Source organism: Haloferula helveola, from assembly GCF_037076345.1.
Taxonomy (GTDB): Bacteria; Verrucomicrobiota; Verrucomicrobiia; order Verrucomicrobiales; family Akkermansiaceae; genus Haloferula; species Haloferula helveola.
Genome location: NZ_AP024702.1, coordinates 5,314,109 through 5,326,637, shown reverse-complemented (window position 1 = coordinate 5,326,637; position 12,529 = coordinate 5,314,109). Strand labels below are relative to the sequence as shown.

General features: G+C 61.6%; 9 protein-coding genes. 5 read left to right on the top strand and 4 right to left on the bottom strand.

Annotated elements, in window-relative coordinates:
* Positions 1 to 12 precede the first annotated feature (12 nt).
* The 4 genes from gcvT (at position 13) to HAHE_RS20280 (ending at position 4,942) form a co-directional block, all read left to right on the top strand.
* Entirely contained in the window at positions 13 to 1,101 is a 1,089-nt protein-coding gene (gene gcvT / locus HAHE_RS20295) for a glycine cleavage system aminomethyltransferase GcvT (RefSeq protein WP_338687069.1), read from the top strand.
* A gap of 11 nt (positions 1,102 to 1,112) precedes the next feature.
* Positions 1,113 to 1,490 (top strand): glycine cleavage system protein GcvH, encoded by a 378-nt coding sequence (gcvH, locus tag HAHE_RS20290; protein WP_338687068.1) that lies wholly within the window; start codon positions 1,113 to 1,115, stop codon positions 1,488 to 1,490.
* A gap of 70 nt (positions 1,491 to 1,560) precedes the next feature.
* The gene (gene gcvP / locus HAHE_RS20285; RefSeq protein WP_338687067.1) at positions 1,561 to 4,392 is read left to right on the top strand and encodes an aminomethyl-transferring glycine dehydrogenase; all 2,832 of its coding nucleotides are present in this window, start codon (positions 1,561 to 1,563) and stop codon (positions 4,390 to 4,392) included.
* A gap of 43 nt (positions 4,393 to 4,435) precedes the next feature.
* Complete coding sequence (locus HAHE_RS20280) at positions 4,436 to 4,942, top strand: 8-oxo-dGTP diphosphatase (RefSeq protein WP_338687065.1); 507 nt, start codon at positions 4,436 to 4,438, stop codon at positions 4,940 to 4,942.
* A gap of 64 nt (positions 4,943 to 5,006) precedes the next feature.
* Here the strand turns inward: HAHE_RS20280 and HAHE_RS20275 are convergent, their stop codons facing one another.
* The 4 genes from HAHE_RS20275 to ftsY all read right to left on the bottom strand — a co-directional run bounded on the left by HAHE_RS20275 (position 5,007) and on the right by ftsY (position 8,507).
* Positions 5,007 to 5,363, bottom strand: a complete 357-nt coding sequence (locus HAHE_RS20275) for a hypothetical protein (protein ID WP_338687063.1) — start codon at positions 5,361 to 5,363, stop codon at positions 5,007 to 5,009.
* 131 nt (positions 5,364 to 5,494) lie between these two features.
* Positions 5,495 to 6,613 carry an HAD-IB family phosphatase gene (locus HAHE_RS20270; RefSeq protein WP_338687061.1) on the bottom strand — a complete coding sequence of 373 codons (1,119 nt, stop codon included), beginning with the start codon at positions 6,611 to 6,613 and terminating at the stop codon, positions 5,495 to 5,497.
* Complete coding sequence (locus tag HAHE_RS20265) at positions 6,610 to 7,659, bottom strand: beta-ketoacyl synthase N-terminal-like domain-containing protein (protein ID WP_338687060.1); 1,050 nt, start codon at positions 7,657 to 7,659, stop codon at positions 6,610 to 6,612. The genes HAHE_RS20270 and HAHE_RS20265 overlap by 4 nt, the downstream gene beginning before the upstream one ends.
* The gene (gene ftsY, locus HAHE_RS20260) at positions 7,656 to 8,507 is read right to left on the bottom strand and encodes a signal recognition particle-docking protein FtsY (protein ID WP_338687059.1); all 852 of its coding nucleotides are present in this window, start codon (positions 8,505 to 8,507) and stop codon (positions 7,656 to 7,658) included. The genes HAHE_RS20265 and ftsY overlap by 4 nt, the downstream gene beginning before the upstream one ends.
* Positions 8,508 to 8,626: 119 nt before the next feature.
* On the opposite strand from ftsY, the gene HAHE_RS20255 reads away from it, so the two are divergent.
* Entirely contained in the window at positions 8,627 to 12,478 is a 3,852-nt protein-coding gene (locus HAHE_RS20255; protein WP_338687058.1) for a DUF7133 domain-containing protein, read from the top strand.
* The last annotated feature ends 51 nt before the right edge of the window (positions 12,479 to 12,529 follow it).

Genomic DNA, 12,529 nt, shown 5'->3' with positions numbered 1-12,529 from the left:
CAGGTTCCCGGCGTGTCAGAGTCCCTGAAGAGCTCGCCCATCGAATCGGTCCACTTGGAGCTAGGCGGCCGTATGGTGCCCTTCGCGGGCTGGAACATGCCGGTGATGTATTCGTCGATCATGGACGAACACTCCGCAGTTCGAACGACCGCCGGAATTTTCGACATCTCCCATATGGGGCAGTTTTTTGTCAGTGGAGGTGCCGCGCTCGAGTGGCTCAACCGGATGCTGGCAAACAATGTTGCCAAGCTGGCCGATCGGCAGGGTCAGTATTCCTTTCTGCTGAACGAGAAGGGAGGCGTGATCGATGACCTGATCATCTACCGCCTCGGAGATGAGGAATTCTTTCTAGTGGTGAACGCGTCGAAGATCGACGAGGACCGCGAGTGGCTCGCTTCCCATGCTGCTGAAGGCACCACGCTGCTCGATGACAGCGACAATTGGGCCGGCGTCGCCGTCCAGGGACCGGAGTCTGCGGCTGCCTTTGCCAAGGTCTTTCCCGACGCCGAACTCCCCGAGCGGAACGGGATCTCCCAGATCGGATTGGGAGTGATCGTGTGCCGGACCGGCTACACCGGTGAGGACGGCTTTGAACTCTTCTGCTCCGCCGCGGAGGGTGCGTCCGTCTTCCGCAAGTTTGTCGATGCCGGCGTGAAACCGTGCGGTCTTGGTGCGCGGGACACCCTGCGCCTCGAAATGTGCTATCCGCTCAACGGTAATGATCTCGCCCCGGACCGGACGCCGGTCGAGGCGGGACTTGGCTTCTTCGTCGATCTCGAGAAAGGCGACTTCACGGGGCGCGAAGTGCTCGCCCGCCAGAAGGAATCCGGACCCGACCAGCGTCTGGCGGCGATCGAATACCTCGAAAAAGGAGCGCCTCCCCGCGCCCACTACGCCGTGCACTCGGCGGATGGAGAACTGCTCGGCGAATTGAGCAGCGGGGTGCTGTCGCCGAGCCTCGGGAAAGGAATCGGTTTGGCATACCTCCCACGGGAATCGGCGAAAGTCGGCACCGAGCTCCAGATCGACGTGCGGGGCCGCAAGTTCCCGGCCGTTGTCGTGAAGAAACCGTTTTACAAGCCCTCCGCGAAAAAATCATAAGTTCCGCACCGATGAACGTACCCGACGACCTCCGCTACAACCGCTCCCACGAATGGATCCGCCTTGATGGCGACACCGCTACGGTGGGAATCTCCGACCACGCCCAGGAAGAGCTGACCGACGTCGTTTTCGTGGAACTGCCTGAGGTCGGTCGCGAGGTCGACGCCGGCGACCCCACCGCCGTGGTCGAATCCGTCAAGGCCGCCAGCGATATCTATGCGCCGGTGTCCGGTGAGGTCGTGGAGGTCAATGATGCGGTCGAGGGCGACCCTTCGCTGGTGAATACGGATCCGTATGGCGCCGGCTGGATCTTCAAGCTCAAGGTCAAGGACGCGGCACAGGTCGAAGGCCTGATGGATGCCGCCGCCTACACCTCGATGATCGGCTGATCGACCGAACTCCCTTTCGAGTCCCGGCGGGCGTTGCCCCCGGGCTCTCTTCATTTTCAAGCACCCCGACATGCCTCTGCACTCCGACTTCCGCAGCCGCCACCTTGGCACCACAGGTTCCGAACTCTCCGGACTTCTCGAAGAAGTCGGCTATGACTCGATCGACCGGTTGATCGACGATGCCGTGCCTGCCGGGATCCGTTCGGAAAGGCCGCTCGAGCTTCCCGAAGCGCTCTCCGAATCGGGGGCCCTTGAGAAGCTGCGCGGAATCATGTCGGGCAACACCGTGCTCCGCAGCTACATCGGGCAGGGGTATCACGGGACCTTGGTCCCGACCGTGATTCAACGGAACATCCTTGAGAACCCGGGCTGGTACACCGCCTATACACCCTATCAGGCCGAGATCGCCCAAGGCCGGCTCGAGGCCTTGCTCAATTTCCAAACCCTCATCACGGAGCTGACGGCCCTCGATGTCGCGAACGCGTCCCTGCTCGACGAGGGAACCGCCGCGGCGGAGGCGATGAGTCTCGCGCTTGCCGGCGCTCCGAAAGGGAAGGTGATGTTCGTTTCGGAAGCCTGCCACCCGCAGACGATCGATGTGGTCAGGACCCGGGCGGAGCCGCTGGGGATCACGATTGAGGTCGGCGACTGGCGGACCTTCGAACCTTCTTCCGTCGAAGGCTTCTTCGCGGCCCTCGTCCAGTATCCCGATACCTTGGGCAGGGTGGAGGACTACTCGGCCTTCTTCGCGAAGGTGAAGGAAGTCAAAGGCCTCAGCATTGTCGCAGCTGACATTCTCGCTCTCACGGTCCTGAAGGCACCGGGTGAGTTCGGGGCCGACATTTGTGTCGGGTCGAGCCAGCGCTTCGGGGTGCCGATGGGTTTCGGAGGCCCGCATGCCGGATTCATGGCGTGCACCGACCGTCTCAAGCGGAAGCTTCCCGGCCGTCTGATCGGCGTTTCGAACGATCCGAAGGGTCGTCCGGGATTGCGTCTCTCCCTTCAAACGAGGGAGCAGCACATCCGTCGGGACAAGGCGACTTCGAACATCTGCACCGCACAGGTCCTGCTCGCCGTGATGGCGTCGATGTATGCCGTCTACCATGGCCCCGAGGGGTTGGTTGCGATTGCGGGCAAGGTGGCAGGATTGGCGGGTCGGCTTGCCGGTTCGTTGAAGGCCGGTGGGGTCAAGGTGCTGGCTGACGAGGGCTTCGACACGGTCGTGGTGAACGTGCAAGGCGAAGCATCCCAGCTATGCGACAAGGCAGTTGGGAGTGGATTCAATCTGCGGGAGATCGATGCGGATCATGTCGGGATCACCCTCGATGAAACCTGCGGTCCCGATGATGTCGAAAGGGTCTGCAAGTTCTTCGGTGCGGCAATGTCTGAAGAGGGCGAGACTGGCTGGATTCCGACCTCGCTCCGTCGTGAGTCGGAGTTTCTCAAGCAAAAGGTCTTCAACTCGTATCACACCGAGACCGAGATGCTTCGATACCTGAAGCGTCTCGAGTCGAAGGATCTCGCGCTCAACGAATCGATGATCCCCCTCGGTTCGTGCACGATGAAACTCAACGCGACGTCCGAGATGATGCCGCTGAGCTGGAATGAGGTGGCGAACCTGCATCCTTTTGTTCCCGCCGGCCAGAGCGCGGGATATCGGGAAATGCTTTCCCAACTCGAAGCATGGCTCGCTGAGATCACCGGTTTTGCAGCAGTGTCTCTCCAGCCGAATGCCGGTTCCCAAGGGGAGTATGCCGGGTTGCTGGCGATCCGTCGCTATCATGAATCAAGGGGTGATGCGGATCGCGACGTCTGTCTCATTCCTTTGTCGGCCCACGGCACCAATCCGGCGTCGGCCGTGATGGCTGGCATGCGGGTGGTTGGCGTTGCCTGTGACGACGCCGGCAATATCGACGTGGCCGATCTCCAGTCCAAAATCGACGAACACGCCGATCGGCTTTCGGCCCTGATGGTGACCTACCCTTCGACGCACGGCGTGTTCGAAGACACCATCGTGGACATCTGCGAGCGGATTCACAGCGCGGGCGGGCAGGTCTACATGGACGGCGCGAACATGAACGCCCAGGTCGGACTCACGAGTCCCGGTCGTATCGGTGCTGATGTGTGCCACCTGAACCTGCACAAGACCTTCTGCATTCCACACGGCGGTGGCGGCCCGGGTGTCGGTCCGATCGGTGTTGCCGAGCAATTGGTTCCCTTCCTCCCGGGTCATTCGGAACTGGGGGACACCGCGGGCGTCGTGTGTTCCGCTCCGTGGGGTAGTGCTTCCATCAACACCATTTCCTGGATGTACATCGCCATGATGGGTGCGGAAGGACTGACGGAGGCGACCAAGGTCGCGATTCTCAATGCCAACTACATGGCCCGGCGTCTCGCTCCATTCTATCCGATTCTCTACACCGGCAACAAAGGCCTCGTCGCGCACGAGTGCATCATCGATCTGCGTGGTCTGTCCGCCAAAAGCGGTATCACCGTCGAGGATGTCGCCAAGCGCCTCATGGACTACGGCTATCACTCCCCGACGATGAGCTGGCCGGTTGCCGGGACGCTGATGATCGAACCGACCGAATCGGAGTCGAAGGCTGAACTCGACCGCTTCTGCGATTCGCTGATCTCGATTCAGGGCGAAATCATGGCCGTCGCCAATGGTGAAGCGGACCCGACCGACAACGTTCTCAAGAACGCCCCTCATCCGGCCGAAGATGTTTGTGCGGATGACTGGAGTCATTCCTACACCCGCGAGCAGGCCGCCTATCCGCTGGCGGCCCTGCGCCGACACAAGTTCTGGCCGGCGGTCGGTCGCGTCGACAACGTGGCAGGTGACCGGAACCTCGTCTGCACCTGCGACAGCGTCGAGGCCTACGCCGCGGCTTCCGAATGAGCGTGCGGTCGGGCACCGGTCGTGCTTGAAACCCTGCGTGCCGATGGATGACTCACCGATCGACTGGGCAAGCTGGAGTGCGCCGGTTCACGCGACCCTGATGTTCGTGATCCGCGACGGCGAGATCCTGCTGATCGAGAAGAAGCGCGGCCTGGGTGCGGGAAAGATCAATGGCCCCGGGGGCAAGATCGACCCCGGCGAGACTCCTCTGGAATGTGCGGTGAGGGAAACCGAGGAAGAACTCGGAATCCGGGTGCCGCGTGCGCGGAAGATGGGAGAACTCCATTTCGCGATGTCCGACGTTCCGGACATCCTTTGCCATGTCTATCTTGCCGGTTCCTTCGAAGGGCGGCCGGTTGAAACACCCGAGGCAGTGCCTCTCTGGTGCCGCTTGGATGACATTCCCTACGACCGCATGTGGAGTGACGACATCCACTGGTTGCCGCTGATGCTCGACGGAACGACCTTCCTCGGCCGATTTGTTTTCGATGGCGAGGAGGTCGGCTGGTTCGACATCGAGACCGATGTCTTCTGGCCTTCGGGTAGGTGACAATGAAAACGCCCCGGTCCTCGTTGGAGGACGGGGCGTGCCGTAATTCGGGCTGGTTCGGACGTTACAGCGAGGCCTTCAGGCTCTCGAACTGCGACTGGAGTTTGGCAAGGGTGCTCTCGGTGCGGGCGATCTCCTTGTGGAGACTCTGAAGCTTCGCGAGCTTCTTCTCGATCGAGCCGCCGGTTGCGGAAACCTTGACGGCTTTCGCCTTGCGGCCGCGCTTCTTTTTCGGTGCGGCGCCAGCGGACTTGAGCCAGCTGGAGATCGTCAGCGGAGAGATCTTGTATTTCTTCGATGCGGCGCTCTGGCCACCGCGTCCCTTGGCGGAATTCACTTCTTCGACGTAGGCAAGGATCTCGGCCTTTTCCTGATCGGTGTAGCGTTTCCCTTTGTTGGTCTTTTTCGTTTTGCTGCTCATGGCGAAGGCCGGGATACTGAGGGTCAGTGTCTTGCGCAAGATATAATCGAGTTGTGAATGCAGGGCAGAACAGCGCCTCAACGGTTGCTGCGCCTGCCTTCGGCCCAGTTGATATTACGGAGCGACCGTACTTATGCCTCGAAGGCATCAAGGGCACCCGGAGAAGCCGCATTGAAATCGGTTATCCAGAGATCGGCTCCCTTCCTCACCGGTTCGCGTTCCACCACTCCACCATAGCCGATGAACAGATCGACTGCTGTCTTGGATTCCATGTCCGAAATCCCGTCCCCGACCATGATGGTGCGTTCCGGAAGCATCGCCTGTTTCCACGCCTCGATGACCTCGGGTTTGCCGCCGTTGCGGGTGGTGGGGAAGCCCGATCCGTAGCCTGAATATTCGCCTTCAGTGCTGAAATACAAGGGTACGGCCTCGATGTGCCGGATTCCGAGCTCCTTGGCCAAAGGCTCAATGAGTGGAGCGAAGCCTCCGGAGAGAATGACCGGCGTCCAGCCGCTCTCCTTCAACTGACTGATGAATGAACGGACGCCCGGTGTCTCGGTTTCGATGTACTTGCGGGCCACCGAATCGCACAAGTCGCGGTTCGGGCGGATGATCTCCATTCGCTTTGGAAACACCTCATGAATCGGTATCTCACCATTCATCGCCGCGTTGGTGAGTGACTCGACCTTGCGGAAGACTTCATCACCGCCGGCACGTGCCAATTCATCAATTCCCTCAATGCTCGAGAGGGTTGAGTCACAGTCGAAGAAGATAAGTTTCCCGCTCGGTCGTGTCTTAGGGAAAATACGTATCCTCGTTCCGATATCCACGAGATCGAACAATTCGATCACCGCCTCAGGCGACATTCGGACGCAGCCGCAACTCGCCGGGTGTCCCAAGTCATCAATATGATTCGTGCCGTGGATGTAGATGTATCGGTCTTTGGTATTCGCGTTCGCCGGGTCCGTTCCGCCCAGCCAAAGGATCCGGGAAAGAACCAGATCGGCATCGAGTTGGGAACCATCCCACGCACCATCGGGCTTGCGGCTTCTGAAGATGGTGGCCGCATCAGCACCGTCTCCGATCTTATCCGATATCACGAAATTGCCGGTGGGTGTGCGATAGCTGCCCTCCTCGAAACCGACACCTTTGGCTGCGGTCGAAATCGGCCATCGACGCACTGGTTCTCCATTCCGAAGAAGGCGGAGCTCCTGGTCATCCACGGAGACATCGATCGAGAGCGCGTTCATGATGGCAGGGAGATGGCGGCGAGGGTGTGTTTGCCCCCGAGTGCGGATGCGATTTTGAAGACGAGTGAGCCGGGGGGAAGCGGAGGGGTTGTCATGCCTGTCTGGGCAAGGGCGAGCTCAAGCAAACCGCTCGAGCCGATGCAGTGTCCGGTGCGGGACTTGAACTCGACAACCGGCATCGAGGCGCCGAATTCGGATTCGATCGCTTCTCGCTCGACGCTTCGGTTCTGTTCGGTGCCGCTGGCGTGGGCGACACACAGGGCGGGAACTCCATGTTGGGTGCTCGCCGAGTGAAGGAGCTTGCGCAGTGCATGGGGGCTTCGTCCGGAAGAGACCAATGCCTCGGTGTCCGAGATGGAATGGCACTGCAGCAACTGGGCGAGATCTTGAGCTCCGGCCTTCTCGATGCAGACAGCGGCGGCACCTTCGGCAGGCCGCATCCCGGGACCGTCACCGGAAGCGAGGAGTCCAGTTCTCCGGTAGGCGTCGAGAATCGGGCCGACAAGGGGGAGGTCCACCGCGATCACGAGAGCCCGCTCAATCCTGCCTGCTTCGATCCACAATTCGGCGGTCGCGAGAGCGTCGAGACCGGCGCAGCAGCCTGTGGAGACCACGTGCCATGGCCCGCGAATCCCGAGTTCGGCTGACACGGCTGCGGCCGGCTCCGAAGCGAGTGAGTTGCTGGCGGCGAGGAGGTTGAAGTCGCGGCGACCGGGCCACGGTTCCAGCCAACCGGCGAGAGCGCCCCGGCTGGTGCCGAGGAAGACGGCGGTTTCCGCAAGATCGTCAGAGGACCAGCCGGCCGCGTTCACTGCTTCACGGGCGACGTGGAGGGCTGCGGCGCTGGACGGCGACCACTTCCGGTGGACCAGCAGGGAGCGGGGGCGGATCCATCCGGCGGTCAGATCGTCGAATCCGGCGGGAGAATCGGGGAGTTCAGAGAGAGGACGGAGGGCGGGCCGGCCACTCCGCAAAGAGTCGAGATGATCTTCCAGACTGTTCCCGAGGGCGCCGAGGCAGCCCGCACCGCTGATGGTCGTGCTCAAATCAGCTCCTCAAGGAATCGCGCCTTGTTGAACAAAGCGAACTGTTCGGGCTCCTCACCAGTCCCGATGAAACGGGGCGGGATTCTGAGTTGCTCATAAATCGGCACGATGATGCCGCCCTTCCCTGAGCCATCCATTTTCGTGACGATGAGGCCGTCGAGGGGTGATGCCTTGTGAAACACCTTGGCCTGCTCGAGGGCATTCGAGCCGGTCGTCGCATCAACCGCGAGAAGCGTGAGGTGGGGCGCTGACTCATCCTGCTTCGCCAGGGTGCGCCGGATCTTCGCCAACTCCTCCATCAGGTTATGCCGAGTATGCAATCGACCGGCGGTGTCGCAGATCAGATAGCGGGCTCCGTCGGTGATCGCCTGCTGGTGGGCGTTGTAGCAGACGGAAGACGGATCGGAATTCGGTGGCCCCTTGACGACCGGAATCCCGAGCCGCGTGCCCCAACGTTCGAGTTGTTCGGTGGCCGCGGCACGGAAGGTGTCGGCCGCCGCAAGCACGGTTGGAGCGCCGCGTCCTTGGAGCCAGTGGGCCAGTTTCGCGCAGGAAGTCGTCTTTCCGACGCCGTTCACGCCTACGACGAGAAAGGTGAAGGGTTTGCCGGCTGAGAGCGGCAGCGGCGGTGGGGAATCGGCCGGAAGGCGTTGCGCGATGTGCTGGCGGGCTGCCTCGACGACATCGTCGGCCGAAACTTTCCTTCCTAGATCCTGGAGTTCGTCCACCAGCAGCATGGAGAGCTTCGGCCCGAGGTCGGCGCCCACGAAATCCGCCTCGAGTTCGTCCCAGTCGATCTCGGCCTTGTTCGCCAGTTTGTTGTAAATGGAGGAGAGAAAGCCCGCCATGGCGGCGGGGTTCTAGGGCGGGATGGCTCCGGTCGCAAGAGATTCGAGGGATTGGCGGCCATCGGTGCTGCCCGGGAGCGAGGTTGCCAGAATTCCCGCGGCGGATAGGTTGGGCGCCGATGAAATGGATTTGGTTTTTGGCGATTCTCGGCAGCCCGGGTGCCGCGATGGCTGCCTCCGAGGTGATTCAGGCCTTCGAAGGTGACGGTCTGGGGGATTGGTCGGTCGAAGGAATGGCTTTCGGTGACGCCCCGGTTCCCGGCGAAATGGCCGGGCTGAACGGCAAGCTTACGGGGTTCAGCGGCAAATCGCTCGTTTGCTCCGCCCACGGTGGCGACGAGGCGACCGGATCACTCACTTCTCCGCCCTTGAAGGTGAAGGCTGACTACCTCGCCTTCACGATTGCCGGAGGCAAGCATCCGGGCAAGACCGCGGTGCAGATGCTGGTCGGTGACAAGGTGGTACTCGAGGAGACGGGCAACAATGACCTGATGTGCCGACGCATCGTCTGGAATGTGAAATCCTGGCGCGGCAAGGAGGTCCGTTTGCGGATCCTCGACAACGAGACCGGAAGTTGGGGTGTTATCGCCGCCGACCACTTCGTTTTCGACAACTACTCGAATCCGATCATGCCGCCGCAGCTCGGTGAGAAGGGTGTCGCCGGTCTGGTTCCTTTCGCCGGGCTTCCCGGGTCGAGCATCCCCCAAGGTACGATGGGGCGGGTTGTCGCGAACCATGCTAACCAGGACGTGACTTCGCCGACAGCGCTCGCATTCGACGAACAGGGAGTGCTCTACGTGGCCGAGACCCATCGTTTCCGCCATGGTATCGAGGATAACCGGAATCACCTCTATTGGCTGCTCGACGACATCGCCAGCCGCACGGTCGAGGATCGCGCCGCGATGTTCAAGAAGTGGAGCGATAAGGTCAGCGAGAAGTATCTCACGGAGGTTTCTGAGCGTGTCCTGAGGCTCGACAAGCAGGGCGACGACGGAAGCTTTTCGGAAAGCGGTGTCTTTGCCGCCGAGTTCAATGGCGCTCTCGAGGGAACCATGGCGGGGGTGTTTCCCTATCGCGGGATGGTCTATGTCGCGAACATCCCGAGCATCCTCGGGTTGGTCGACAAGGACGGCGACGGCAAGGCGGATGACCGGGTGGTGATCGAGGATGGCTTCGGAGTGCGCGTGTCGTTTTCGGGGCACGACCTGAACGGCTTCGAACTCGGGCCTGACGGACGGATCTACGGCACGGTTGGTGACCGGGGATTCAATGTGGGGACGCGGGAAGGTGTGCATTACGAGTATCCGAATCAGGGTGCCGTGTTTCGTTTCGATCCCGACGGCAGCAATTTCGAGGTGATCCATACCGGCCTGCGCAATCCGAAGGAGATCGCATTCGACGAGTATGGGAACGCCTTCTCGGTCGACAACAATTCGGACCAGGGTGATGCGGCGCGGCTCGTGTATGTGGTCGAGGGTGCGGACTCCGGATGGCGGATGGGGCATCAGATCATGCATTCGTTCCACCGGCAGATCGGCCTCGAGCAGCATCCGCCGAACTTCTGGATGGCGGAGGAAATGTGGAAGCCGGCCAACGACAAGCAACCCGCCTCGCTGCTGCCGCCGGTCGACAACATCACGTCCGGTCCGTCCGGCCTCGCTTACCACCCCGGGACCGGGTTCCTTGAGGAGGAAGTCGGGCGGTTCCTCATTTGCGACTATCGCGGATCGGAATCGAGCTCCGGAATCCAGTCGTTCGCGGTCAAGCCATCGGGTGCGGGGATGAAACTCGTGGACTCACGACGCTTCATGTGGGGCGTGTGCGCGACCGACGTCACCTACTCATGGGATGGCCGGGTATTCGTCAGCGACTTCGTGACCGGTTGGCGGTCGCACGAGGATGGACGTGTCATCGAGTTGTCAGCGGGCGAGGCCTACCAGGCCGATGCGGCTCGAGATACTGCGAAGCTCATCCGCGAAGGCTTTGATCAACGAGAGTCGAAAGAGCTGGTGGGGCTCCTGAAGCATCCCGACATGCGTGTGAGGACGCGAGCCCATCTTGCCCTCGTCGGAAAGGCCGACGGGCTCGACTCGCTCAAGGAGGTTGCCACCAATGGCGAGGGGCTTGAGCGTCTGCACGCGATCTGGGGCTTGGGCGTGATTGCGAGGCGGGGGAACATGGCGCTTCCGAAGGTCGACGACGATGACTTCGGGCCGGTGCCCGGAGGTCGTCAGCGCGAGCAGGCTCAGAACGTTCTCGTGGATCTGCTCAAGGACGGCGATCCGGAGATCCGGGCACAGGCGGTCAAGGTGTTGGGAGACTCGGGAATCGTTGGCGATAAGATCAACTTCAGCGGTCTCCTCGCCGACGTGTCGGCACGGGTGCGGATGTTTGCCGCGATCAGCGCGGCGAAAACCTCGGCGGTGGGCTCGCTGCCGTTTATCTGGAAGATGCTGGAGGCGAATTCGGACGCGGATCCGTATCTGCGGCACGCCGGAGCGTATGCGCTCGCCGAGTTGGCCAATCCGGTAACGCTGACCGGGCTGACGACGCACGAAGACAAGTCCGTGCGCCTGGCTGCGGTAGTGGCGCTGGGGCGCAAGCATGATGCCAGTGTCGCTGGCTTCCTTCGCGACGAGGATCCCGAGGTCATGCGTGAGGCGGTCCGGGTGATTCACGACAACCGGATTGAGGATTCCCGCAGTGTGCTTGCGGAGCTCTTGGACCAACCCCGCTACGACGACTTCACCGAGATGATTTGGAGGCGGCTGATCCACAGCGCTTACCGGGTGGGTGGCGAGGCCAACGCGAAGCGCTTGGTGGATGCCGCGATGAACCCCAAGGTTCCTGCTCCGGTCCGACGTGAGGCGCTCCGCCTGCTTGGCGATTGGAAGAAGCCATTCGTGGTCGATACCTCGACCGGCACCTTTGATCCGCTGCCGGAACGGGACGGTTCGGCGCTTGCGGGATCCGTTGGAGGAAGGGTGGATGATCTTTTGAGGATCGACGGATCCCTGCTTGAAGACGCGGTTTCGATGCTCGCCAAGACCGCGACCGATTTGAGCAAGGTTGATCCCGCCCTGCTGAAGGCAAAGGTCTCCGATCTTTCGCTGCCGGGTGGTGCACGAGCCGGGCTCCTCGATCTTTGGGCGAAACGCAGCGGGAACTCGGGCAAGGCCACCTTGATGGAACTTGCTGCAAGTGAGTCGGACGAAGTGGCGTTTGCGGCGATCGGATGGCTTCAGAAGCAAAAGGCTCCTGAAGCCTCGGAGTTGCTGGTGAAGGAAACGGAGTCCGCAGAGGCGGCGCGGGCTCAGAAGGCTTGGGGGCTTCTACAGGCCATGGAGGGGGAGAAGGTTGCCCTACGGTTCGCGAAAGCGGTCGACGGCCTCATCGCATCGAGCGGCAAGGGAGCGGCTGCCATCGAGATTCTTGAAGGCGCGCGGAGTCGTCCCGAGGATATCGTAAAGGCCGCTGTCGAACGCTACGACGCGGCTGTGTCGAAATCGGAGGACCCGCTTTTTGCGAGTTACCCATCGCTGCTGGGCGGGAATGCGGAGAAGGGTGCCCGCCTTTTCGAAAGCCATCCGGCCGCGCAATGCATGCGGTGCCACCGTGCCGATGGAACAAACGCGGCGGATCTGGCCGGACCGGAACTTTCGACGGTCGGGAAGAGGCTCCCGCGTCTGAAACTCCTCGAGTCCCTAGTGATGCCGGGAGCCGAGGTCGCGTCGGGATATGGTGTTGTCGCGGTAACGTTGAAGGATGGAACTTCCGAGGGTGGAACCTTGGTGGAAAAGCAGTCTGAGTTCGTCGAACTTGATGTCGCAGGAGAGAAGAAGCGGATCCCGCGAGACAAGATCGAGACGATCAGCGAGCCTGTGTCGGCCATGCCGCCGATGGGCGCGCTGCTGAAACCGGATGAACTGCGTGACCTCGTGGAATGGCTGAGCCGCAGGAAAGGGAAGTAGTCGTTGCAGCACTTGTGATCGGCACCGGTGCCGCCTAGCTTCACGCTTCCG